We start from the raw sequence: 23,812 nt of genomic DNA on the forward strand, positions 1-23,812 counted from the left end.
CGAATCTTCTACCGTCACATCCCACCTGTCCCGGCTTGTGCTTTCGCCAGCGCCTCAAGCTGTTTGGTGGTCAGCTTGCGCGACGCGCCCCTGGAGAAGTACCGCTCCAGGTAGAACTGACCGACCATCAGCACGCTCGTCACCACCAGATACCAGGTGGCGGCCACCATCAGCATCGGCACCGGCTCGAAGATCCGGCCGCCGATATCGCGGACCGCGATGCCGTACAGGTCATACGAATAGGGCACCGCCGTCACCAGCGAGGTGGTCTTGAGCATGCTGATGATCTCGTTGCCGGTGGGCGGGATGATCACCCGCATGGCCTGCGGCAACACCGTGCGCCGCATGGTCATCCCCCAGGACATGCCCAGTGCCGTCGACGCCTCGGACTGCCCCTCGGGCACCGAGGAGATGCCGGCGCGGATGATCTCGGCCATGTAGGCGCCCTCGTTGAGCCCGAGCCCGATGACCGCCAGCAGGAACGGTATCGACAACGCCTGCAGATTCAGCTCGAAGAAGGTCGGGCCGAAGGGGATACCCAACTGCAGGTTCTTATAGATCGTCGGGAACAAGCCCCAGAACACCAACTGCACGTACACCGGGGTGCCGCGGAAGATCCACAGGAACACCCACGACACGGACCGGAACACCGGGTTGGGCGACAACCGCATCACGGCCAGGACGATGCCGAGCAGGATCGCCAACACCATCGAATAGATGGTGAGCTGCAGGGTGTTCCACGCGCCCTCCAGCAGCCGCTGATCGAAGAGGTACTTGCGGTACACCGACCAGCGGTAGGCGTCGTTGGTGGCCGCGCCGTAGAGGAACAGCGCGGTCGCCGCGATGATCAGCGCGGCCCCCACCCACCGCCACGGGTGGCGCAGGGGTACCGCGTCGATCGGTGGTGGAGCTTGAGAGACTTCGGTTTCGCTCAGTTGATTGCTCCGTTGATCACCGGCTTGTCGATCATCCCCGACTCGACACCCCAGTTGGTGGCGATCTGCTTGTAGGTGCCGTTGTCGATCAGGTGCTGCAGCGCCTGCACCAGCGACTGCGCCAACGGCGACCCCTTCTTCACCGGCCAGCCGTACGGCGCGGATTCGAAGGTCTCCCCTGCGGTTTCCAGCTTGCCGTTGCTCTGCTTGATGGCGTACAGGGTCACCGGGGAGTCCGCCGACATGGCGTCGGCCTGACCGAGCACCACCGCGTTGGTGGCCGCGTCCTGGCTGTCGAACTTCAGGATCTCGATGGCCGGCTTACCGGCATCGGTGCACGCCTTGCTCTTGGCGGGCAGTTCCTCGGTCTCCTCGGTGGTGGTGGCCTGGACGGCGACCTTCTTACCGCAGGCGTTGTTCGGGTCGATCGAACCGCCCTTGGGCTGGGCCCACTGGATACCGGCGGAGAAGTACGTCACGAAATCGACGGACTGCTCGCGCTCTTTGGTGTCGGTGAACGAGGACATTCCGATGTTGAAGGTGTCGCCTTGGACCGACGGGATGATCTTGGCGAAGTCGGACTCCCGGAACTCGGCCTTGAGGCCCAGCGTGGCGGCCACCGCGTTGACCAGGTCGACGTCGAAACCGACGATCTTGCCGCTCTCGTCCTTGAACTCGTTGGGGGCGTAGGGAATGTTCACGCCCACGATGAGCTTGCCGGAGGACTTGATGGCCTCGGGAACGGTGTTGGCGATGGCCTCGACCTTCTCGGCCGAGGCGGCCGTCGTCGTGGTGGACGGCGCGGCGCTGTCCTCGTTCTTGGCACAGCCCGACAGGGCCAGCGCACCGGTTGCCGCGAACACCGCCGCAACGCGCCAGACCGCGATCCGGCGGCTCTTACATCCAACTGCCACAGTTCCTCTTTCCTCGTCGGGCTCATGTGCCACCGACATCTTCTACTACTGCTTCAACCCGAAGACGTTAACCACAGTGGCCCCAGCGCGCAGTGCCGGTAACGGAAGATTAGGCCAGGCTGAACGTTATGGTTGCCTGAATCGCTGCGGCTCGCATCTCAGCGCTATTCCGTGTGTTATCCGACACTCTGCTAACGCCCTTTCACTGCCAGGAGAGGCATCCGCATGAGTAGTATCCCCGCAATCCTCGACACGCGCGAGTGGGTCGACAATGATCCGGTCGGGCGGACGTGGCGGACGTTCACGACGCACCAGCACGTCATCGACATCCCCAACGATGGCGGGGAGGAATGGACCACGGGTCGCCTGACCATCGGCCTGGGCGGCATCGAGTACCTCGATGGCGAGATCCACAAGTGGGTGCGCATCGGTGACGAGACCATCCCTCTGGCCGGCCTACGCGATGTGATCGCTGCACTGACCAACCTGGCCCACCAATGAGGACCACGTTCGCCGCCCTGCTGGCTGCGGCCATCTTCGCTGTGTTGCATTACTTCGTCCCGCTGACCTGTCTGCCCCTGTCGATAGGGTGCACAGCGTGAGTGACGAACTACCGTGGAGCGCAGCAGACGAACCGCTCGTCCACATGGCGGATATGTGCGCCGGTGTCGGTGACGGACCATGCCAGCCAATCAACGGCCCGTGGATTGCGCCCAAGGCCGTGTGGCTCGACATAGCACGGGCCGCTCTTGATGACGGCTCACCAGAGTGTCGGGTCTACGCGTACGGCCTGGAGTTGGATTTATACGACGACTGGCACAGCCCGTAAGGTCAAACAGGCAACCACCCCCGGCAGCCCTACGGCCGGGGGTGGTTCTTTGTTGCGCGTCGAATCAAAGACGAGCAAATCAGGGCGACTACCATCAGCCGTTATGTCCGACACGACAGACGCTTACCATCCGCCGGGGGACGTTACCGAGGTCCCTCTACTTCGAATCGTTTGGATGGGCGAGAACGGCGTCAATGAGCAGCCGCTCAATACCGTGTTGACCGATCTCGCGAACCTTGCAACCGCCGGACAAGGCTGGTGGTTCGGCGATCGATCTGCTTCGGAGAATGGCCGCGACTACTCCGTGCTCGAAGATATGCGACTTGAAGTCAACGATCTTACGCGAATTCTTGTCGATGTTCTCGAAGTCAGCAACAGACCCCATGGCGAAAAGTTTGCTTTTCGGTTCGGCCAGTGCATACGGGAAGATGCCCTAAACAAGCTGAGGCGGCAAATAGAAGCCCTCATTCGCGGCCTTCAGGATGCGCCACCTGACGAAAAGTGGGACTTGATAAGACATGCGGCGATGTCGATTCGAAATTGGTCCGACGAAACTCTCGTGACCGCCTACAAAGAACTGCAGAACTTTATCGTTGACGAACCGGACATATATCGACTCGTCATTAGCGATCTTCTTCGAGAAAAATTGGCGGATGAGTCTCTGCAGAACCTTAAGCGCATAGAACGCTCTGCCGAATCAACGTTGGACAACATTGACACAGCGGCGGGTAAGGTGGGCGCTAAGACCCTGGCGAAGGGTTTTTCGGACCAACTGGATATTGAGTCAAAGCGTGCCTATGCCTGGACCGCCGCCGTTGTCCTGACGGTAATTCTCGGAATAGCGTTGCCAGTGGCTGCACTCACGACCGAAAAAATAGTGTTTTCATCTGTGGTCGATCCAATTGCGGGAACTGCAATTAAGGCGATAATCGGGCTGCCTTTCCTTGCCCTGGCCGCATACTTCGCGCGAATCTCATCGCAGCATCGCGAGACGGAACGCTATCTACGGATACTCGTGACGCAAATAGACTCTGTCCAAGCCTACGCAGCTGTATTAGATGACGAAGAACGCCGCCACCTCATTGTCAACCTCGGAAATCGCGCATTTGCAGATCCCGGATTGGCGCGCGCAGACAAAGGCAAAGTCGGCGCCCTGCCAGAAGACGTCACAGGTTTACTTACGAAGGCTCTCGATTTGGTGGCTAAGAACCAAGGCAGCGGCAGGTAGAACCACCGCGCTTTAGAACTAAGTTTTGGCGCTTTTTGGTGCCGTGGTCCAGACGGCCAACCGGAAGCGCTAAACGGGTCGGGCAACCTATAGCTGTTGCCGGCTGGCGCAAAACCTTTACGACCGAGCGCCCCGGGTCATGGGCAATGATATCTCACCTCACCAGGCGCGCCGCATCTCCGGGTTGTCGGTGTGCGATGCGACGATGCCGTTAGACCGACCATCTGGAAGGGGTGTGGATTGGCAAAATTTGTGGAGCCTACAGCGGGACTCAACTTTTACACATGCCCCTACTGCGAGACCCTGTGTACCCAGGACTCGCGGGGCGTCCTTATCGACTACGACGATGACGAAGGCGGACCCTCACGCCACGAAGCCGTGAATTGGAACAGGTGCATGGCTTGCCTTCAAGAGTCATGGTGGGTAGACGGCCATCTCGTCTACCCATTCACCTCGAAGAGTGCTAGGCAGCCGGTAGATGGGATGCCCGATGACGTTCTAGAACTGTATCGAGAGGCCAGCTCCGTCGCGGACGTGTCTCCTCGCAGTGCCGCCGCCCTCCTACGCACCGCCTTGGAGGTTTTGACGCGCAACCACCTTGGCCAATCCGGCGTAAGCCTCAACGACGCAATCGGGAACCTCGTCAAAGACCGTCAGCTCAGCGTCAAACTTCAGCAGGCGATGGACGTACTCAGGATCACTGGCAATGACTACGTCCATCCCCGTGAGGTGCAATTGGATGACAGCGCGAAGGAAGCATCGGCCATGTTCGATCTTTTGAATATCATCGTTGACCGGCTCATCGTTGAACCCCAGCGGATCGCGCAACTCTATGCGGACCTCCCAGAGTCAAAGCGCCAGCAGGTGGAGCGGCGAGACGGCTAGCCAAAAGGCGAGCGTCAAACTAATTCGACGGACCACGCCGAGACCGGATCACGCACCGACCCGCTTGGCGATGGCCGTGCATTTGAACGGCACGCCTGCCAGGTCACCAAAGACCTGCACCGCCCCGTCCAACTGATAGGTGACGCCGTCCACGACAAACCTCATCCTTGGCTTTTGCGGCCAGGACCGCCGGCACGGGCGGACAGGTGGCTTTCCACAGATCTGACACGACGTCGCCGAGGTCCATCTTCTCGGTGGTCTTGAGCGGTCGGAAATGGCACCCGGGGACGGCGGCGGCGATACGCACCGGATCGACGGGCTCGGAAGATTAACGACCTTGGGATCACGGTGTGCGGTAATCGTCCACCGGTTATTGACGCTGTGGGAGACTGCGCCTATGACAACTGTCGCTCCTCCCAGTCTGCTGCCTCACCTGTGGAAATCCACCCTGGTGTCAGGTGTTCTCGCGGTCGCGCTCGGCGCCGCGGTGCTGGCCTGGCCGAAGATCTCCATCGTGGTGGCGGCCAGTTTCTTCGGGGCGTACCTGCTGATCACCGGTATCGCCCAGGTCGTGTTCGCGTTCAGCCTGCACGTGTCGGCCGGCGGCCGGGTGCTGTTGTTCATCAGCGGTGCCGCGTCGGTCATCCTGGCGGTGCTCTCGTTCCGCCATCTCTATGACGCCGTGCTGCTGCTGGCCATCTGGATCGGCGTGGGGTTCATCTTCCGAGGGGTGGCCACCGCGGTGTCGGCGATCAGCGACCCGACCCTGCCGGGCCGCGGCTGGAACATCTTCGTCGGCGTGATCAGCTTGATCGCCGGGATCGTGGTGCTCGCCTCGCCGTTCGCGTCGATCGCGACGCTGGCCCTGGTGGCCGGCATCTGGCTGGTGGTCATCGGCCTGATGGAGATCGCCACCGCGTTCGGCATCCGGTCGGCCTCCAAGAAGCTGACCGACGGCGGCGTGAGTCCAGAGCCGCAACCGACGTCATGAGTTGTCTGCGCCACGTTTCTGGGCATGCGGGCCACTTGTCTACTACAGTTTGTCGTAGTTCTACAGAGCCGTAGAAAGACCCGCAGCCCGGGAGTTGGTGCACATGGACGCGCTGGACGTGTCGCGGTGGCAGTTCGGAATCACCACCGTCTACCACTTCATCTTCGTACCGCTCACGATCGGGCTCGCCCCGCTCATCGCGGTGATGCAGACCGTCTGGGTGATCACCGGCAATACCGCCTGGTACCGACTCACCCGGTTCTTCGGCAAGCTGTTCCTGATCAACTTCGCCATCGGCGTGGCGACCGGCATCGTCCAGGAATTCCAGTTCGGGATGAACTGGAGTGAATACTCTCGGTTCGTCGGCGACGTCTTCGGCGCCCCACTGGCCATGGAGGGATTGGTCGCCTTCTTCTTCGAGTCGACCTTCCTGGGGCTGTGGATCTTCGGCTGGACCCGGCTGCCGCGACTGGTGCACCTGGCCTGCATCTGGATCGTGGCATTGGCGGTGAACGCCTCGGCGTTCTTCATCATCGCCGCCAATTCGTTCATGCAGCACCCCGTGGGCGCCCGCTACAACCCGGAGACCGGTCGCGCCGAATTGACCAGCATCGGCGCACTGTTCACCAACAACACGGCGTGGGCGGCGTTCCCGCACGCGGTGACCGGCTCCTTCCTGGTGGCCGGCACCTTCGTGGCCGGGGTGTGCGCCTGGTGGATGGTGCGCCGCCCCGACAGCGACGATGCCCGGACCATGCACCGTCCGGCGACCATCCTGGGCTGTGCGGTCGCGTTCGTCGCCGCGGCGGGACTGTTCTTCACCGGTGACGCCCAGGGCAAGCTGATGTTCCAGCAGCAGCCGATGAAGATGGCGTCCGCGGAATCGTTGTGTCACACCGAAACCGACCCGATGTTCTCGGTGCTGACGGTGGGCACGCACAACAACTGTGACAGCGTCATCCACCTGATCGAAGTGCCCTATGTGCTGCCGTTCCTGGCCGAGGGCAAGTTCACCGGCGTCGAATTGCAGGGCGTCAAGGATCTGCAGGCCTCGTATCAGGAGAAGTTCGGCCCCGGCGACTACCGGCCGAACCTGTTCGTCACCTACTGGTCCTTCCGGGCGATGATCGGGTTCATGGCGGTGCCAATGCTTTTCGCGCTCACCGCGCTATGGCTGACCAGGCGTGGACGGATACCGCGGCAACGCTGGTTCGGATGGTTCGCGCTCATCACGCTGCCCACCCCGTTCCTGGCCAACAGTGCCGGCTGGGTGTTCACCGAGATGGGGCGCCAGCCATGGGTGGTCGCCCCGAATCCGACCGGTGATCAGATGGTGCGGCTCACCGTGCAACAGGGTGTGTCGCACAACTCGGCGGCCACGGTGTGGCTTTCGCTGATCGTGTTCACCGCCCTCTACGCGGTGCTGGCGGTGATCTGGTTCTGGCTGATCCGGCGCTACGTCGTCGAAGGACCGCTGGAGCACGACACCGAACCGGTTCCCCCGACCCCACCCGGCGAGGACGAAGTCGCGCCGCTGTCGTTCGCCTACTAGGAGGCGTGCCATGGACTTGCAGACGTTCTGGTTCATCATCCTGGCCGCGCTGTTCCTCGGCTTCCTGGTGCTGGAGGGGTTCGACTTCGGCGTGGGGATGCTGATGGCGGTGTTCGGGCGTGCTTCATCCGGGGCGAGCGAGAAGCACCGCCGCGCCGTGCTCAACACCATCGGGCCCGTGTGGGACGGCAACGAGGTGTGGCTGATCACCGCCGGCGGTGCGATGTTCGCGGCCTTCCCCGGCATGTACGCCACCATGTTCTCCGGCCTCTACCTGCCGCTGCTGGCGATCCTGGTGTCGATGATCATGCGCATCTGCGCCATCGAATGGCGCGGCAAGATCGACGATCCGAACTGGCGGCGCTGGGCCGATATCGGTATCGCCGTGGGCTCCTGGGTGCCCGCCGTGCTGTGGGGCGTCGCCTTCGCGATGCTGCTACGCGGACTACCGGTCGACGCCGACCACCAGATCCGGTTGTCGATCGGTGACGTACTGAATCCCTACACCCTGCTGGGCGGGCTGGCCACCTGTGGCCTGTTCCTGTTCCACGGCGCGGTGTTCGTGGCGCTGAAAACCGCAGGCGCCGTGCGTGATGACGCGGTCAGGTTCAGTGTCCGGCTGGCCATGCCGGTGACCGTCCTGGTCGCCGCGTTCGGCGTGTGGACCCAGCTGGCGCACGGTAAGGACTGGACCTGGCTGGTGCTCGGGGTCGCCGTGGTGGCGCAGCTGGGCGCGGTGATGCTGGTGTGGAGCCGCGGCGGCGACGGCTGGGCGTTTGCGGCCACCGCGACGGTGATCGCGGCGGTGGTGGTGCTGCTGTTCGGCTGCCTGTACCCGAACCTGATTCCCTCCACCCTGGATCCGTCCTGGAGCCTGACCATCCACAACGCGTCGTCCACCGGCTACACCCTGACCATCATGAGCTGGGCGGCGGTCCTGGTGACGCCGCTGGTGATCGCCTATCAAGCCTGGACGTATTGGGTGTTCCGGCAGCGCATCTCGGCCGAGCGGATTCCCGATCCCGCGGGGCTCTCACCGCGGCTGCCGTGATACCCGGGCTCTCCCCCGCCATGCGGCGTCACCTCGCCGCATCGGTGGCCTGCGGCGCGCTGATCAGCGCGGCGACGGTGGCCTCGGCGTGGGTGCTGGCCCACATCGTCGCCGGGGTGATCACCGACCCCGCGTCGCGGAACGTCGCGCACTGGTCGGGGCAACTGTGGATTCTGTTGGTGCTGTGGACCGTTCGCGCCGCCGGGTCGTGGCTGCAGGCCCGCCTGAGCCAGCGCGCCGCCACCGCGGTGATCGGTGAACTCAGCGCCGGTGTGCTGCACTCGGTCACCGAACGGAGCCCGCACGACCTCGTCACGGTGCGCGCCGAGTCCGCGGTGATCCTCACTCGCGGCCTGGACGGTTTGCGGCCGTACTTCACCGGTTACCTGCCGGCGGTGGCGCTGGCAGGCATCCTGACGCCACTCACCGTGGTGGTGATCGCCGCGACCGATCTGCAAGCGGCACTGATCGTTTCGGTCGCGTTGCCGCTCATTCCGCTGTTCATGATCCTGATCGGGCGGCTCACCGCCGACCGGTCGGCCGCGGCACTGGCGGCCATGACCACGCTGCAATCCCGGCTGCTCGACCTGGTCGCCGGGATTCCGACCCTGCGTGCCCTGGGCCGGGCCGGCGGGCCCGCGCACCGCATCGCCGAACTGGCGGCAGCGCATCGCCGTTCGGCGATGGCCACCCTGCGGATCGCCTTCCTGTCGGCCGCCGTGCTGGAGTTGCTGGCCACCCTCGGTGTCGCCCTGGTGGCGGTGAGCGTCGGGCTGCGCCTGGTGTTCGGTGAGATGACCCTGGCCGCCGGGCTGACGGCGCTGCTGCTGGCGCCCGAGGTGTTCTGGCCGTTGCGCCGGGTGGGCGTCCAGTTCCACGCCGCACAGGACGGTAAGACGGCGGCCGACGCGGCGCGGCGGCTGCAGGAGACGGTACCGGTGCGCAATCCCGGGACGAGGACACCGCAGGGCCGCACCATCGCCTTGGACGAGGTCACCGTCGTCGGCCGCGACGGCCCGGCCCCGGACCGGCTCACCGCCCGTGCGGTCCCTGGCGAGGTCACGGTGCTCACCGGGCCCAACGGCGCGGGCAAGTCCACCGCCTTCGACGTCATCCTCGGACTGACCCCGGCCACCGCCGGCCGGGTGCTCATCGGGGACACCGACATCGCCGATGTCGACCCGAGCACGTGGTGGGCACAGGTTTCCTGGCTGCCGCAGCGGCCCGTGCTGCTGCCCGGCACGGTGCGCGCCAACCTGGAACTGTTCGGGCCGCTGACCGATCTGGAAAAAGCTTGCCGCGACGCGGGTTTCGACGAGGTGCTGGCCGCCCTGCCGGACGGATTGGACACCCGGCTGGGACGCGGCGGAGTGGGCCTGTCGCTGGGCCAGCGGCAGCGGCTGGGGTTGGCCCGCGCGCTGGGCTCGGCCGCTCCCGTGCTGCTGCTCGACGAGCCGACCGCACACCTGGACGCCGGCACCGAACGCCGGGTACTGGCGGCGATCGGCGCGCGGGCGCACGCGGGGGCGACCGTGCTGATGATCGGGCACCGGGCGCCGGTGCTGGCCGCCGCGGACCGGGTGATCACCGTGGGAGGTGCCGCCCATGTCCTCTCGTGACGTGGCGCACCTGCTGCGCCCGCGTGTGCCGCGACTGCTGCTGGCGGTGCTGTTCGGCACCCTGGCGTTGGGCAGTGCCCTGGCCCTGGCGACGGTGTCGGCCTGGCTGATCACCCGCGCCTGGCAGATGCCGCCGGTGCTGGATCTCACCGTCGCGGTGGTCGCGGTACGCGCGCTGGGCATCTCGCGCGGGGTGTTCAGCTACTGCGAACGGCTGGCCATCCACGACACCGCCCTGCGGTCGGCCGGCGCGGCCCGCGTCGGCCTGTACCGGCGGCTGACCGAGCTACCACCGGACACCGCGCTGCGCTGGCACAGCGGTGAATTGGTGGAGCGGGTCGGCAGCTCGGTGGACGAACTGGCCGACGTGCTGGTGCGGGCGGTGCTGCCCGCCTGCGTGGCCATCCTGCTGTCGGGCGCCGCCGTGACGATCATCGCGCTCATCGCTCCCGCGGCGGCGGTGGTGCTGGCCGGTTGCCTGCTGGTGGCCGGGGTACTGGCACCGTGGTTGGCGGGCCGGGCCTGCACGTCGGCCGAGTTACTGGCCGCGCAGCATCACAGCGCCAGGGACACCGCGGCGATGCTGGCGCTGGAGCATGCCGCCGAGTTGCGGGTGGGCGGGCGACTTGCCGAGGTGATCGCCGAAGCCGAATGCCAACAACGGGATTGGGGACATCAGTTGGACCGGGCCGCGGCGCCCGGCGCGTTGGCCGCCGCGGCGTCCACCGCCGCCGTCGGGGCCGCCGTGCTGTCGGCGGCGGTGATCGGGATCAGCCTGGCACCGGTCACCGCGCCTACCACGCTGGCCATCCTGATGCTGGTGCCGCTGTCCGCATTCGAGGCGACCACGGCGCTGCCCGGCGCCGCGGTGGCGCTGGTGCGAGCCCGGATGGCCGCCCGGCGGATCGGTGACATCACCGAACCAGTTCCGGATGACCGGCGGCGGCCGCACACCCCCGAGGTGGTGCTCGGCTCTGGCGAACGGCTGGCCGTGCTGGGGCCCAGCGGCAGCGGCAAGACCACCTTGTTGATGAAGATCGCCCATGAGTATCCTGAAAATCCGCTGACTGCAGCGTTTTTCGCCGAGGATGCGCACCTCTTCGACACCACGGTGCGGGACAACCTGCTGGTGGCGCGCGGTGATGCGACCGATCACGAACTGCTCACCGCGCTGGACCGGGTGGGCTTGCACGACTGGCTCACCGGGCTGCCCGACGGGCTGAGCACCATCCTGACCGGCGGCGCGGCGGCGGTGTCGGCCGGGCAGCGCCGGCGCCTGCTGCTGGCCCGCGCGCTGATCTCGGAGTTCCCCGTCGTGCTGCTCGACGAGCCGACCGAGCACCTCGACGAAGCCGACAGCGACCGGCTGCTGCGCGGGCTGCTCACCCCCGGCGACCTGTTCGGCCCCGAGCGCACCGTCGTCGTCGCAACCCACCATCTGCCCGACGACATCGCTTGTCCGGCGGTGCAGTTAGCCGCCGGCGGGTACCCTGACCAGTCATGAGCTCCTACGGGCCGTACGGCGAGCAATACCCAGGGCAGTACCCGGGGCCGTATCCGCCGCCACCGCCGCAGCCCTACGCCGGTTATCCGCCGCCGCCACTGACGCCGCGTAACGGACTCGGTATCGCCGCGCTCATCCTCGCCGTGCTGGGGCTGTTGTTCTCCTGGACCATCGCCGGCGGGATCATCCTGGGCCTGGTCGCGCTGATCATCGGTTTCCTGGCGCGGGGCCGCGTCAAGCGGGGCGAGGCCACCAACGGCGGCCTGGCCGTCTCGGGAATCGTGTTGGGCGCGTTGGCGATCGTGCTGGGGCTGGTGTTCATCCCGATCTGGATCGGGTTCTTCTCCCAGCTGGGCATCGGTGACTACGTGAGCTGCATGGAGCAGGCCGGCAACGACCGGGCCGCGCAGCTGCAGTGCGAGAACAGCTTCCGCGACAAGGTCGAGAACGACTACGGCGTGACCATCGCACCGACGCCGCGCTAGCTAGCGGGGCGGGAAATATTTGATGATGCCTTCCTGCATCACCGTGGCCACGATCTGACCGTCACCGCGGAAGAAGTGCCCGTTGCTCAGGCCCCGGGAGTCGGACGCCACCGGTGACGACGTCGAGTAGAGCATCCACTCGTCGAACCGCACCGGCTGGTGGAACCACACGGTGTGGTTCATCGTCACCGCGAAGATCCGGTCGAACCCCCACGACAGCCCGTGCCTGGTGATGATCGGGTCCAGCACCGTGGTGTCCGACGAATACACCAGCGCCGCGGCGTGCAACACCGGGTCCTCAGGCATCGGGCCGTCGGCGGTCAGCCACACCCGGTTGTGGTCCAACTGACCGCCCTTGTCGCGCATCACCCACGCCGGGTCGTTCGTGTAGCGCCACTGGATGGGTTTGAGCGCGGCGACGAACAGCGGCACCGTCTCCTCGTACCCGATCAGCAGGTCGTCGATGGTGGGCAAGGTGTCCGGGTGCGGGACATCGGGGAACTCGGCGTTGTGCTCCAGGCCGCGACCGCCGGCCAGATGCGACACCAGCGCGGTGCCCAGCAGGGCGCCGTCCTGGGTGACATCCACCCGGCGGTTGGCGAACCGGCGCTCATCACGCAGCCGAACCACCCGGAATTCCAGGTCTTTGGCCGGATCGCCGCCGGCGATGAAATGCATCGACAGCGTGGTCGGCGGCAACCCGGCGGGCACGGTGCGGCTCGCCGCGACGAACGCCTGTGCCATCATCTGGCCGCCGAAGGTGCGGACCGGGTTGATGCTCGGATGCGTTCCGGTGAACCTGTCCGGGTCCGCCCCGTCCGGGGTGAGGTCAAGGACCGTCAGCAGTTCCTGCAGGTGCTCTGCCGACAAAAGTCCCCCATTGGTCTGCGCGTGTGTTACGCGTGGTCGTCCTCCCCGATCCGGTGCACGTGGATCAGGTTGGTCGAGCCTACTGTGCCGGGTGGGGCACCCGCGACGATGACCACCAGGTCACCGCGCTTGTAGCGGCCCAGCGACAACAGCGATTCGTCGACCTGCCGGATCATGCCGTCGGTGGTCTGCATGTGCGGGACGATGAACGTCTCGGTGCCCCAGGTCAGCGCGAGCTGGCTGCGCACCTCGGGCAGCGGGGTGAAGGCCAGCAGCGGCAGCGGGGTGTGCAACCGGGCCAGCCGGCGCACGGTGTCACCGGACTGGGTGAACGCCACCAGCGCCTTGGCGTCCAGTCGTTCACCGATATCGCGGGCGGCGTAGGAGATGACGCCGCGCTTGGTGCGCGGGGTGTGGGTCAGCTGCGGAACCGCGGTCGAGTTGTCCTCCACGGCCGCGACGATGCGCGCCATGGTGCGCACCGTCTCCAACGGGTACTTGCCCACCGAGGTCTCGCCCGAGAGCATCACCGCGTCGGCACCGTCGAGGACGGCGTTGGCGACGTCGGACGCCTCGGCGCGCGTGGGGCGGGAGTGCTCGATCATCGACTCCAGCATCTGGGTGGCGACGATGACCGGTTTGGCGTTCTCCCTTGCCATCTGGATGGCCCGCTTCTGCACCAGCGGAACCTCTTCCAGCGGCAGCTCGACGCCGAGGTCACCACGGGCCACCATGATGGCGTCGAAGGCCAGCACGATGGCCTCGAGATTATCGACGGCCTCGGGCTTCTCCAGCTTGGCGATCACCGGCACCCGGCGGCCGACCCGGTCCATCACCTCGTGCACCAGCTCGATGTCGGCCGGGGAGCGCACGAAGGACAGCGCGACCAGGTCGACGCCCAGGTGCAGCGCGAACTCCAGGTCGGCGATGTCCTTCTCGCTCAAAGCGGGCACCGAGACGTTCATGCCCGGCAGCGACAGGCCCTTGTTGTTGCTGACCCGGCCGCCCTCGGTGACGGTGCACACCACGTCGTTGCCGTCGACGTGTTCGACGACGAGTCCGACGTTGCCGTCGTCGACCAGCAGGCGGTCACCCGGGGCGGCGTCGTTGGCCAGCTGCTTGTAGGTGGTGGACACCCGGTCGTGGGTGCCCATGAAGTCCTCGACGGTGATCCGGATCGTTTCACCGGCCTGCCACAGGGTGGCGCCGGTGGCGAACCGGCCCAGCCGGATCTTGGGTCCTTGCAGGTCGGCGAGGATGCCGACGGCGCGCCCGGCGGCATCCGATGCCGCCCGGACGCGCCGGTAGTTGCCTTCGTGGTCGGAATGCTCGCCGTGGCTGAAGTTCAGCCGGGCGACGTCCATGCCGGCTTCGACGAGGGCCTTCACCATCTCGTCGGTGCCGGTGGCGGGACCGAGGGTACAGACGATCTTTCCGCGTCTATTCACGTCACGGAGCATAGTCATGATCGATTCAGAAGACCATTCAGACGGCATCCGCCGGGGTCAGGCCGGGTGACTCGAGACGCCGACGGCGCTATACGACGGCGAGCGGGAGGGTACCCGGCCGGACCGGTGCCGGCAGGTCCGACTCCCCCATCAGAAAGGCGTCGACCGCATGCGCGGCACTGCGCCCCTCGGCGATCGCCCACACGATCAGCGACGCCCCGCGGTGGGCATCCCCGCACACGAACACCCCTGGCGCATCGGTCTGCCAGTCCGACCCGCAGGACAGCGTGCCGCGTTTGGTCAGCGTCAGGTCCAGGCCGCCCAGCAGCGCCATGTGCTCGACGCCCTCGAAGCCGATGGCCAGCAGGGCCAGATCGCACGGGATCTCCATCGGCTCGCCGACCGGGGTGATGATCCGCCGCCCGGTGGCGTCGCGTTCGACCTTGACCTCGGCGATCTCCATGGCACGCACGTTGCCGCGCCCATCATCGACGAAGCGCTGCACGGCGACCTCGAAGCGGCGGGCGCCGCCCTCGGCGTGGGCGGGCGAGGTGCGCAGCACGAGCGGCCAGGTGGGCCACGGGCTCAGGGACTCGTCGCGCAGTTCCGGCGGTGCCGGGTTGTAGTCCAGCTGGGTCACCGACAGCGCCCCCTGCCGGTGCGCGGTGCCCAGGCAGTCCGCGCCGGTGTCGCCGCCGCCGATGATCACCACGTGCTTGCCGGCCGCGGACAGTTGGGAGGCGCCGTCGCCCTCGCATTCCTTGTTGGCCGGCACCAGGTGCTCCATCGCCAGGTGCACCCCGTTGAGGTGGCGGCCCTCGACGTCGTTGTCGCGGGCGCGCAGCGCACCCACGGCCAGCACCACCGCGTCGTACTGCTCGCGCAGCCGCTCGACCGACAGGTCCACACCCACTTCGCAGTCGGTGACGAAACGTGTTCCCTCGGCCCGCATCTGGGTGAGCCGCTGGTTGAGCGTCGACTTCTCCAGCTTGTACTCCGGGATGCCGTACCGCATCAGCCCGCCGATCCGGTCATCACGTTCGTAGACGGTGACGTGATGGCCGGCCCGGGTGAGCTGTTGGGCCGCCGCGAGTCCCGCGGGACCCGAGCCGACGACGGCCACGCTCTTGCCCGTCGAGATGGCCGCGGGTTGCGGTTCGATGCTGCCGTCCAGCCAGGCCTGGTCGGCGATGGTCTGTTCGATCCGTTTGATGGTGACGCTGCCGCCGGTCTGCTCGTCGGCGATGGACAGCACGCAGGCCGCCTCGCAGGGCGCCGGGCACAACCGGCCGGTGAACTCCGGGAAGTTGTTGGTGGCGTGCAGCCGGTCGATGGCCGCGTCCCAACGGCCGCGGCGCACCAGATCGTTCCATTCCGGGATGAGGTTGCCCAGCGGGCAGCCCGCGGTGCCGGAGTGGCAGAACGGGATACCGCAGTCCATGCAGCGGCGCGCCTGCTGAGACACCTCAGCGGCCCGTTTGCGCGGCTCCTGGGACTCGTAGACCTCGCGCCAGTCACCGACACGCTCGTCGACGGGGCGTTTGGCCGCCTCCCGCTTGACAACCTTCAGGAATCCGGTGGGATCAGCCACGGCTGGCCTCCATGATCGCGGTGTCCACGTCGCGCCCTTCGGCTTTCGCCATCCGGGTGGCCTGCAGGACACGCTGGTAATCGGTCGGCATGACCTTGGTGAACTGGGCGCTGCGCCGCGGCCAGTCCGAGAGCAGGGACCGGGCCACGGTGCTGTCGGTGTACTGCGCGTGCCGCGCGACGACGTCATGCAGCCAGGTCAGGTCCTCGGGTTCGAGGCGCTGCAACTCCACCATCTCGGTGTTCACCTTCGCCGGGTCCAGCCCCAGCACGAAGGCGATACCGCCGGACATGCCCGCCCCGATGTTGCGGCCGGTGTCCCCCAGCACCACCACGCGCCCGCCGGTCATGTACTCGCAGGCGTGGTCACCCACGCCCTCCACCACCGCCAGCGCACCGGAGTTGCGGGCGCAGAACCGTTCGCCGGCCCGGCCGCGCAGGAACACCTCGCCGGAGGTGGCCCCGAACACCAGCGTATTGCCGGCGATGACGTTGTCCTCCGGCAGGAACAGCACGTCGTCCGGGGGCCGGACGATCACCCGACCACCCGAAAGGCCCTTGCCCACATAGTCGTTGGCGTCGCCGATGAGTTCCAGGGTGATGCCAGGGGGCAGGAAGGCACCGATGGACTGTCCCGCCGACCCGGTGAGGGTGACGTGGATGGTGTCGTCGGGCAGCCCGGCGGCGCCGTAGCGACGGGTCACCTCCGCGCCCAGCAGGGTGCCGACGGTGCGGTTGACGTTGCGCACCGGCAGTTCCAGCCGGACCGGGTGGGCGTCTTCGAGCGCACCCTCGGCCAGCTGGATCAGCGTCTGGTCCAGCGCCCGCTCCAGGCCGTGCTCCTGATCGCGCAGCCGGCGCCGCTGCGTCAGCTTGGCGCCGTGCGCGTCGGTCGGCTGCGCGAAGATCGGGCTGAGGTCCAGGCCGCGGCTCTTCCAGTGCGCGACACCGTCCGCGGTGTCGAGCACCTCGACGCGGCCGATCGCCTCGTCGAGGCTGCGGAAGCCGAGCTCGGCCAGATAGGTCCGGATGTCCTCGGCGATGAACCGGAAGAAGTTCTCCACGAATTCCGGCTTGCCGTTGAACCTGGCCCGAAGTTCCGGGTTCTGGGTGGCCACGCCCACCGGGCAGGTGTCCAGGTGACAGACCCGCATCATGATGCAGCCGGCCACCACCAGCGGTGCGGTGGCGAACCCGTACTCCTCGGCGCCCAGCAGCGCGGCGACCATCACGTCGCGGGCGGTGCGCATGCCGCCGTCGCACTGCACGGTGATGCGGTCGCGTAACCCGTTGAGCACCAACGTCTGCTGGGTGTCGGCCAGGCCGATCTCCCACGGTGCGCCCGCATGCTTGAGGCTGGTCAGCGGTGCCGCCCCGGTTCCGCCGTCGTAGCCGGAGATCAGCACCACGTCGGCGTGCGCCTTGGACACCCCGGCGGCGACGGTGCCGACACCGACCGAGCTGACCAGCTTCACATGGATGCGGGCCTGGTCGTTGGCGTTCTTCAGGTCGTGGATCAGCTGCGCCAGGTCCTCGATCGAGTAGATGTCGTGGTGCGGTGGCGGTGAGATGAGCCCGACACCCGGCGTCGAGTGCCGGGTCTTGGCGATGTTCGGGTACACCTTGTAACCCGGAAGCTGGCCGCCCTCACCCGGTTTGGCGCCCTGGGCCATCTTGATCTGAATGTCGGTGGCGTTCACCAGATAGTCGCTGGTGACGCCGAACCGGCCAGAGGCCACCTGCTTGACGGCGCTGCGGCGTTTCGGGTCGTAGAGCCGGTCCACATCTTCCCCGCCCTCGCCACTGTTCGAACGCCCGCCGATGTTGTTCATGGCGATGGCCATGGTCTCGTGCGCCTCGGCCGAGATGGATCCGTAGCTCATCGCGCCGGTGTTGAACCGGGCCAGGATGGAGTCGACGGGTTCGACATCCTCCAGGGCGACCGGCGGCCGGACCCCCTTCTTGAACTCGAAGAGCCCGCGCAGGGCGCCGCCCTCCCGGTTGAGCCGGTTCACCTCCTCGGAGTACTTGGCGAAGACGTCCCGCCGTCCGGTCCGGGTCGAATGCTGCAGCAGGAAGACGACTTCCGGGGTGAACAGGTGCAATTCGCCGTCGCGGCGGAACTGGTACTCGCCGCCCACCGACAGCCGCCGGTGCGCCCGCTCGGTGGGGTTCTCCGGGTAGGCCCGGCGATGCCGGAACCGCACCTCTTCGGCCAGCACATCCAGCCCGACCCCGCCCAGCTGCATCGGTGTGCCGGTGAAGTATTCGTCGATGACCTCGCGATCGATGCCGATGGCCTCGAAGGCCTGGGCACCGGTGTACGAGGCGACGGTCGAGATGCCCATCTTGCTCATCACCTTCATGACGCCCTTACCGAGCGCCTTGAGGTAGTTGCGCACCGCCGCGGCCGGTTCGATGCCGGTGAGCTCACCCTCGCGGATGAGGTCCTCGATCGATTCGAAGGCCAGGTACGGGTTGACCGCCGCCGCACCGAAACCGATCAGCATGGCGATGTGGTGCACCTCGCGGGCATCACCGCTTTCCACCACCAGGGCCACACTGGTGCGCTCCTTGGTGCGGACCAGGTGATGGTGCACCGCCGACACCGCCAGCAGCGACGGGATGGGCGCCTTGCGGTGGTCGGAGTCGCGGTCCGAGATCACCAGGGTGCGAGCACCTTTCGCGATGGCGTCACACGCCCGGGCGCGCAGGTCCTCCAGCGCCTCGGCCAGGCCCTCCCCGCCGCGCTCCACGTCGTACAGCGCCCGCAGCACCGCGGTGCGCAACCCGGGCTGCTCACCGTCGTCGTTGATGTGCACGATCTTGTTCAGCTCGTCGTTGTCGAGCACCGGCCAGCTCAACATGATCTGGCGCGCCGACGCCGCGCTGGGCTCCAGCAGGTTCTGCTCGGGTCCCATGACGCGACCCATCGAGGTCACCACCGACTCCCGGATGGCGTCCAGCGGTGGGTTGGTGACCTGAGCGAACAGTTCCACGAAGTAGTCGTAGAGCGACCGGGACCGCTGCGACAGCACGGCCGTCGGGGTGTCGGTGCCCATCGAACCGAGCGGCTCGGCCCCGGCGGCGGCCATCGGGGTGAGCAGCAGGCGCAGCTCTTCCTCGGTGTAGCCGAAGGACACCTGGCGGCGCACCACGGATTCGTGATTCGGTTGCACCCGAACCCGATCCGGCAGGGTCTTGAGATCCAGCAGACCGGCGTGCAGCCATTCGTCGTACGCCTCGGCGGCGGCGAGCTGATCCTTGATCTCGTCGTCGGAGACGATGCGGCCGGCGGCCGTGTCGATCAGGAACATCTTGCCTGGCTCCAGCCGGCCCTTGGCCACCACCTCGCCGCTGGGCACGTCGAGCACGCCGCTCTCGCTGGCCAGGATGATGCGGTCGTCGATGGTGCGCCACCAGCGCCCGGGCCGTAAACCGTTGCGGTCCAGCACCGCACCGACGACGGTGCCGTCGGTGAAGGTGACACAGGCCGGCCCGTCCCACGGCTCCATCAGCGAGGCGTGGAACTGCCAGAAGGCCCGCCGCTGCGGGCTCATCGTGGTGTTGTTCTCCCAGGCCTCGGGGATCATCATCAGCACGGCGTGCGGCAGGCTGCGCCCGCCGAGGTGCAGCAGCTCGAGCACCTGGTCGAAGGAGGCCGAGTCCGAGCCCTCGCTGGCACAGATGGGTGAAAGCCGGCTCAGGTCACCGGGGATGAACGAGCTGGCCAGCTTGGCCTCGCGGGCGTGCATCCGGTTGCGGTTACCGCGGACGGTGTTGATCTCACCGTTGTGCGCGACGAACCGGAACGGGTGCGCCAGGGGCCACGACGGGAAGGTGTTGGTGGAAAAGCGGCTGTGCACGATGGCAATGGCGCTGTTACAGCGCTCGTCGCGCAGATCGGGAAAGAACAGCGGCAACTGCTTTTCGGTGAGCATGCCCTTGTAGGCCATGGTGCGGCTGGACAGCGTCGGGAAGTACACCGGCCCGGTTTCGGCCCGCTTGCGCAGCGGGTACACCCGCCGGTCCAGGTCCAGGCCACCGATGCGGGCACCCGGCGCGGCGACGAACAGCTGCGCCATGTACGGCATGCAGCTGACCGCGGTCGCGCCGACGTCGGCACCGGCCGGGTCGACCGGAACCTCGCGCCAACCAAGGACTTCCAGGTTCTCCTCGACGGCGATCGCCTCGATACGTTCCCGGGCGGCCGAGCGTTCGACGGGGTCCTGCGGCAGAAAGCAGATGCCGGCGGCGAAGGTGTTCTCACCGCTCTCGTTCGGCTCAGGAAGTTCGAAATCGACCACGGCCCTGAGCAATTCGACGGGCAGCTGGAGCAGGATACCGGTGCCGTCACCCGTGTTGGGTTCGGCGCCGACGGCACCGCGGTGCTCCAGGTTCTCCAACGCGTCCAGCGCATCCGTCACCAGGGCGTGCGAACGCCGCCCCTGGATGTCGGCGATCATGGCGACGCCGCATGAATCGGATTCGTTGTCCGGGTCGTACAGACCCTGCGCGTCGGGGAGTGCCGAGAACAGCAACTGAAGTACCTCCGCAGTCTTGGAGATGGTGACGAGGGACTGCGTCGGCCCGAAAAGTCAGTGTATCAGCGCAGACACCCGGCTACCCAGCCGAAAGGGTGGGGACCAGGGGGAACCCCGGCCAGTTACGCACCACCGTCCAGACGGCGGCCGCCACGACGACCGTGACGGTGGCCGCGACCGGCATCAACTTCTGACCCCGTCGCCACCGCACCAGCAGCCACGCCAGTAACAGGGGCAGGCCGACCAGCAGGAACACGTTGTCGACGACCGCGGCACCGATATTGCCGGTGAGCAGGTCATGGGTCATCCGCAGGCCACCGCAGGCCGGGCAGTTCAGGCCGGTCATCAGCTTGAACGGGCAGCCCGGGAACAGGAAGCCCGGCTTGTGCGGGTCGGCGAGACCGATATAGGCCAGACTGCCGGCCACGGCCACGCCGGTGCCGATGAGGACCGGTTTCGATGCCGACGGAACCTTAAGTTCCATCGCGAAGGGGGCGGCCCTGCGGGTCGCGGACCTTGTCGGTGAGCAGCAGGACAGCGTCGATGATGCCCCAGATGACCGCACCCAACCCGCAGGTGACCAGGCCGACCAGCAATTGGGCGATACCCAGGCCGGTGTAACCGAGGTAGATGCGGCCGATGCCGACCAATCCGAACAGGCCGAGCAACTGCAGCAGGCCGGCGACCACCTTGGACTTGTCCGAGTAGGGCTCGCCGGTCAGCGGGTGCCGGCCGTAGGGCGCCGTCGGGTCGTAAGACCCGCCCGGGTACGCCGGGGGCGGGTAGGGCGGGGTGTACGGCGCTCCCCCCGGCGGATACTGCCCTCCCGGCGGGTACTGCGCTCCCCCGGGTGGGGGCGGCGGGATGCTGCCCGGGTCGACACCGTAGGGCGGCTGCTCGGTCATGGGTTCAGGATGCCAGAACTCGGCCGCGAAAGGGTCGAAGTGTGCGGGTGGGTGATGGCCAGGCTCAGGAGTCGGCGGGCTTCACCGCCAGCACCGGCTTGCGACACTCCAGCAGCAGTTGTTGAGAAACGCTGCCGAGCAACAGCTTTCCCACCGGATTGCGATGCCGGATGCCGATCACCAACAGCTCGGCCTCCGGGCGGTCCATGGCGTCGAGCAGCTCGTCGACCGGGTCCACCCCGACCGGTTGCGACACCTGGTACCGCACGCCCGCGGCATCGAGGTGCTCCTCCAGGTTGTGCAGTGCCCCGGATTGGGCGAAGGCGGGATCGGCCAGCGCCTCCCCCTTGGTCGCGTTGATCACCAGCACGTCCGTGTCGCGCAACCGTGCCTCGCGGATGCCGTGCTGCAGCGCGGCATGGCCGAATTGGTCCGCGGTGTAACCGATGACGATCATGCGTTGGCCTTCTCTTCCAGGTCGTGGTCGGCGGTACCGGCCGGCTTGCGGCGGACCAGGCGCAGGATCACCGGCAGCGCGATCAACAGCACCATGCACACGTACACCACGATGGCCACCGGTTCGGTGAACAGGTTGGCCCAGTCACCGCCACCGAGCTGCAGGCTCTGGCGCAGCTGCCGCTCGATACGCGGGCCCAGGATGACCCCGATGATCAACGGCAGCACCGGCAGCCCGAACCGGCGCATCATCAACCCGAGCAGGCCGAACACCAGCAGCAGGGCCAGATCCAGCGGCTGCACGTTGACCGCCAACGCGCCGAGTGTGGCGAAGAACAGGATGCCGGCGTACAGGTAGGGCCGCGGCGTGCGCAGCAGCTTCGCCCACAGCGGGGCCAACGGCAGGTTGAGCACCAGCAACAGGAAGTTGCCGATGAACAGGCTGGCGATCAGCGTCCAGATCAGCAGCGGTTCCTTCTCGAACAGCGTGGGGCCCGGCTGGATGCCGTAGGACACGAAGGCCGTCAGCATCACCGCGGCGGTGGCGTTGGTGGGCAGTCCGAGCGACAGCATGGGCACCAGAGTGCCTGCGGCGGAAGCATTGTTGGCCGCCTCCGGTCCGGCGACGCCTTCGATGGCGCCCTTGCCGAACTCCTCGGGGTGCTTGGTCAGCTTCTTCTCGGTGATGTAGGACAGGAACGTCGGCAGTTCCGCACCGCCGGCGGGCAGCGCGCCGAACGGGAACCCGTAGGCGGTGCCGCGCAGCCACGGCTTCCAGGACCGCTTCCAGTCCGACCGGCTCATCCACGGCCGGCCCACCGGGATCACGTCGGCGGGCCGGCGGCGCAGGTGCGCGGACACCCACAACGCCTCGCCGAGCGCGAAGATGGCCACCGCGACGACCACGATGTCGATCCCGTCGGACAGCAGCGGCAACCCGAAGGTGGCGCGCGGTTGCCCCGTCAGGAAGTCGATACCGATCACCCCGATGGCCAGCCCGAGCAGCAGCGAGATGGCTCCGCGCAGCTTCGATTCACCCAGCACCGCGGTCACCGCGACCAGGGCGAACAGCATGATCGCCAGGTACGACGGGGCACCGAGGGTCACCGCGAACCGGGACACCGCCGGGGCGAACGCGGCCAGCAGGACGGTGCCGATGGTGCCCGCGACGAACGACCCGATGGCGGCGGTGGCCAGCGCCTGCGCCGCCCGCCCGGCCTTGGCCATCTTGTTGCCCTCGATCGCGGTGATCACCGACGACGACTCACCGGGGGTGTTGAGCAGGATGGAAGTCGTCGACCCGCCGTACATGCCGCCGTAGAAGATGCCGGCGAACATGATGAACGCCGCGCTGGGGCTCACGTTGTAGGTGATGGGCAGCAGCAGCGCCACCGTCATGGCCGGGCCGATGCCGGGCAGCACCCCGACGGCGGTACCCAGCAGCACGCCGATCACCGCGTACAGCAGATTCATCGGGGTGGCCGCCTCGCCGAACCCCTGCAGCAGCCAGCTGAAATTGTCCATCTACAGAATCCCGTCCAGAATGCCTGCGGGCAGCGGGATTCCGAGCCCGGAGTAGAACGCGTAGAAGCTGCCGACCGACAGCACCGTGCCGATCACCAGGTTGCGCACCCAATGCCGGCTGCCCAGAATCGTTGCCGCACCGGCGAACAGCAGGGCACCGGTGATCGCCCAGCCCAGCGGCTGGACCGCGACGATGACGCCAACGAACAGCGCCACCAACAAGCCGACGGTGCGCCAGTCGGCGGGGCTGTCCGGGTCGACATCCTCGCCGCCCTCCATCTGCCCGACCGATCCGCGTTCGATCGCGACCGCCAGCGCGACGGCCAGCAGGATCAGTCCGATGCCGATGACGATCGGAAAGAACTTCGGCCCCACCGGATCCACCTTGGCGAAACCGGCGGTCAGTCGGAGCGCGTCGACGATCAGGAACCCGCCGACGGCCACCATCACGACGCAGATCAGATACTGCGAGCGGTCGACGG

At 67.0% G+C, this 23,812-nt stretch carries 20 protein-coding genes; 9 read left to right on the forward strand and 11 right to left on the reverse strand.

The annotated features are described in order from the left end of the window. Positions 1-14: 14 nt before the first annotated feature. Positions 15-935: an amino acid ABC transporter permease gene (locus BN977_RS05860; RefSeq protein WP_024451942.1), complete on the reverse strand. Its 921-nt coding sequence runs from the start codon at positions 933-935 to the stop codon at positions 15-17. After that, a complete protein-coding gene (locus tag BN977_RS05865; RefSeq protein WP_046872990.1) occupies positions 932-1,888 on the reverse strand; it encodes an ABC transporter substrate-binding protein in 957 nt (318 codons plus the stop codon). The genes BN977_RS05860 and BN977_RS05865 overlap by 4 nt, the downstream gene beginning before the upstream one ends. Before the next feature lie 186 nt (positions 1,889-2,074). Here BN977_RS05865 and BN977_RS05870 point away from each other — a divergent pair, with 186 nt between their 5' ends. The 9 genes from BN977_RS05870 (at position 2,075) to BN977_RS05910 (ending at position 11,993) form a co-directional block, all read left to right on the forward strand. Further along, the gene (locus tag BN977_RS05870) at positions 2,075-2,350 is read left to right on the forward strand and encodes a hypothetical protein (RefSeq protein ID WP_036396683.1); all 276 of its coding nucleotides are present in this window, start codon (positions 2,075-2,077) and stop codon (positions 2,348-2,350) included. 503 nt (positions 2,351-2,853) lie between these two features. Then, positions 2,854-3,906, forward strand: a complete 1,053-nt coding sequence (locus BN977_RS32610) for a hypothetical protein (protein WP_131590023.1) — start codon at positions 2,854-2,856, stop codon at positions 3,904-3,906. Positions 3,907-4,389: 483 nt separating this feature from the next. Beyond that, positions 4,390-4,791 carry a DUF4145 domain-containing protein gene (locus tag BN977_RS31745; protein WP_036396685.1) on the forward strand — a complete coding sequence of 134 codons (402 nt, stop codon included), beginning with the start codon at positions 4,390-4,392 and terminating at the stop codon, positions 4,789-4,791. Positions 4,792-5,170: 379 nt separating this feature from the next. After that, positions 5,171-5,782 (forward strand): HdeD family acid-resistance protein, encoded by a 612-nt coding sequence (locus BN977_RS05885; RefSeq protein ID WP_407661188.1) that lies wholly within the window; start codon positions 5,171-5,173, stop codon positions 5,780-5,782. Between the two features lie 103 nt (positions 5,783-5,885). Beyond that, positions 5,886-7,334 (forward strand): cytochrome ubiquinol oxidase subunit I, encoded by a 1,449-nt coding sequence (locus BN977_RS05890; protein WP_036396689.1) that lies wholly within the window; start codon positions 5,886-5,888, stop codon positions 7,332-7,334. 10 nt (positions 7,335-7,344) lie between these two features. After that, on the forward strand, positions 7,345-8,385 hold the full coding sequence (cydB, locus tag BN977_RS05895) for a cytochrome d ubiquinol oxidase subunit II (protein ID WP_036396690.1): 1,041 nt from the start codon (positions 7,345-7,347) through the stop codon (positions 8,383-8,385). 20 nt (positions 8,386-8,405) lie between these two features. Next, positions 8,406-10,004 (forward strand): thiol reductant ABC exporter subunit CydD, encoded by a 1,599-nt coding sequence (gene cydD, locus BN977_RS05900; RefSeq protein WP_036396692.1) that lies wholly within the window; start codon positions 8,406-8,408, stop codon positions 10,002-10,004. Then, a complete protein-coding gene (locus BN977_RS05905) occupies positions 9,991-11,508 on the forward strand; it encodes an ATP-binding cassette domain-containing protein (RefSeq protein WP_036398532.1) in 1,518 nt (505 codons plus the stop codon). The genes cydD and BN977_RS05905 overlap by 14 nt, the downstream gene beginning before the upstream one ends. After that, complete coding sequence (locus BN977_RS05910) at positions 11,505-11,993, forward strand: DUF4190 domain-containing protein (protein ID WP_024451949.1); 489 nt, start codon at positions 11,505-11,507, stop codon at positions 11,991-11,993. Before BN977_RS05905 ends, BN977_RS05910 begins: the two co-directional genes overlap by 4 nt. Here BN977_RS05910 and BN977_RS05915 read toward each other — a convergent pair whose 3' ends face one another. The 9 genes from BN977_RS05915 to BN977_RS05955 all read right to left on the reverse strand — a co-directional run bounded on the left by BN977_RS05915 (position 11,994) and on the right by BN977_RS05955 (position 23,777). Further along, on the reverse strand, positions 11,994-12,863 hold the full coding sequence (locus BN977_RS05915; RefSeq protein ID WP_024451950.1) for an acyl-CoA thioesterase II: 870 nt from the start codon (positions 12,861-12,863) through the stop codon (positions 11,994-11,996). Between the two features lie 26 nt (positions 12,864-12,889). Beyond that, positions 12,890-14,311 carry a pyruvate kinase gene (gene pyk / locus BN977_RS05920; protein WP_024451951.1) on the reverse strand — a complete coding sequence of 474 codons (1,422 nt, stop codon included), beginning with the start codon at positions 14,309-14,311 and terminating at the stop codon, positions 12,890-12,892. 88 nt (positions 14,312-14,399) lie between these two features. Continuing rightward, complete coding sequence (locus BN977_RS05925; RefSeq protein WP_024451952.1) at positions 14,400-15,902, reverse strand: glutamate synthase subunit beta; 1,503 nt, start codon at positions 15,900-15,902, stop codon at positions 14,400-14,402. Beyond that, positions 15,895-20,442, reverse strand: a complete 4,548-nt coding sequence (gene gltB, locus BN977_RS05930; protein ID WP_036396693.1) for a glutamate synthase large subunit — start codon at positions 20,440-20,442, stop codon at positions 15,895-15,897. The genes BN977_RS05925 and gltB overlap by 8 nt, the downstream gene beginning before the upstream one ends. An 82-nt stretch (positions 20,443-20,524) precedes the next feature. Continuing rightward, positions 20,525-20,929 carry a DUF2752 domain-containing protein gene (locus tag BN977_RS05935; RefSeq protein ID WP_036396694.1) on the reverse strand — a complete coding sequence of 135 codons (405 nt, stop codon included), beginning with the start codon at positions 20,927-20,929 and terminating at the stop codon, positions 20,525-20,527. Continuing rightward, a complete protein-coding gene (locus tag BN977_RS05940; RefSeq protein ID WP_036396695.1) occupies positions 20,919-21,350 on the reverse strand; it encodes an NINE protein in 432 nt (143 codons plus the stop codon). The genes BN977_RS05935 and BN977_RS05940 overlap by 11 nt, the downstream gene beginning before the upstream one ends. Positions 21,351-21,414: 64 nt before the next feature. Next, positions 21,415-21,807 (reverse strand): universal stress protein, encoded by a 393-nt coding sequence (locus BN977_RS05945; protein WP_024451956.1) that lies wholly within the window; start codon positions 21,805-21,807, stop codon positions 21,415-21,417. After that, positions 21,804-23,330, reverse strand: a complete 1,527-nt coding sequence (locus BN977_RS05950) for a tripartite tricarboxylate transporter permease (RefSeq protein ID WP_051561094.1) — start codon at positions 23,328-23,330, stop codon at positions 21,804-21,806. The genes BN977_RS05945 and BN977_RS05950 overlap by 4 nt, the downstream gene beginning before the upstream one ends. Further along, a complete protein-coding gene (locus tag BN977_RS05955; RefSeq protein WP_081664348.1) occupies positions 23,331-23,777 on the reverse strand; it encodes a tripartite tricarboxylate transporter TctB family protein in 447 nt (148 codons plus the stop codon). It abuts the gene before it with no gap. Positions 23,778-23,812: the final 35 nt, after the last annotated feature.

The organism is Mycolicibacterium cosmeticum (assembly GCF_000613185.1).
In the GTDB taxonomy this organism is placed as follows: Bacteria; Actinomycetota; Actinomycetes; order Mycobacteriales; family Mycobacteriaceae; genus Mycobacterium; species Mycobacterium cosmeticum.

What these genes read in the sequence shown, in the direction of transcription:
- BN977_RS05865 (WP_046872990.1), bottom strand. Translation starts at nt 1,888, where the DNA reads ATGTCGGTGGCACATGAGCCCGACGAGGAAAGAGGAACTGTGGCAGTT.
- BN977_RS05870 (WP_036396683.1), top strand. Translation starts at nt 2,075, where the DNA reads ATGAGTAGTATCCCCGCAATCCTCGACACGCGCGAGTGGGTCGACAAT.
- BN977_RS32610 (WP_131590023.1), top strand. Translation starts at nt 2,854, where the DNA reads ATGGGCGAGAACGGCGTCAATGAGCAGCCGCTCAATACCGTGTTGACC.
- BN977_RS31745 (WP_036396685.1), top strand. Translation starts at nt 4,390, where the DNA reads ATGCCCGATGACGTTCTAGAACTGTATCGAGAGGCCAGCTCCGTCGCG.
- BN977_RS05890 (WP_036396689.1), top strand. Translation starts at nt 5,886, where the DNA reads ATGGACGCGCTGGACGTGTCGCGGTGGCAGTTCGGAATCACCACCGTC.
- cydB (WP_036396690.1), top strand. Translation starts at nt 7,345, where the DNA reads ATGGACTTGCAGACGTTCTGGTTCATCATCCTGGCCGCGCTGTTCCTC.
- cydD (WP_036396692.1), top strand. Translation starts at nt 8,406, where the DNA reads ATGCGGCGTCACCTCGCCGCATCGGTGGCCTGCGGCGCGCTGATCAGC.
- BN977_RS05905 (WP_036398532.1), top strand. Translation starts at nt 9,991, where the DNA reads ATGTCCTCTCGTGACGTGGCGCACCTGCTGCGCCCGCGTGTGCCGCGA.
- BN977_RS05910 (WP_024451949.1), top strand. Translation starts at nt 11,505, where the DNA reads ATGAGCTCCTACGGGCCGTACGGCGAGCAATACCCAGGGCAGTACCCG.
- BN977_RS05935 (WP_036396694.1), bottom strand. Translation starts at nt 20,929, where the DNA reads ATGGAACTTAAGGTTCCGTCGGCATCGAAACCGGTCCTCATCGGCACC.
- BN977_RS05940 (WP_036396695.1), bottom strand. Translation starts at nt 21,350, where the DNA reads ATGACCGAGCAGCCGCCCTACGGTGTCGACCCGGGCAGCATCCCGCCG.
- BN977_RS05945 (WP_024451956.1), bottom strand. Translation starts at nt 21,807, where the DNA reads ATGATCGTCATCGGTTACACCGCGGACCAATTCGGCCATGCCGCGCTG.
- BN977_RS05950 (WP_051561094.1), bottom strand. Translation starts at nt 23,330, where the DNA reads ATGGACAATTTCAGCTGGCTGCTGCAGGGGTTCGGCGAGGCGGCCACC.
- BN977_RS05955 (WP_081664348.1), bottom strand. Translation starts at nt 23,777, where the DNA reads ATGGTGGCCGTCGGCGGGTTCCTGATCGTCGACGCGCTCCGACTGACC.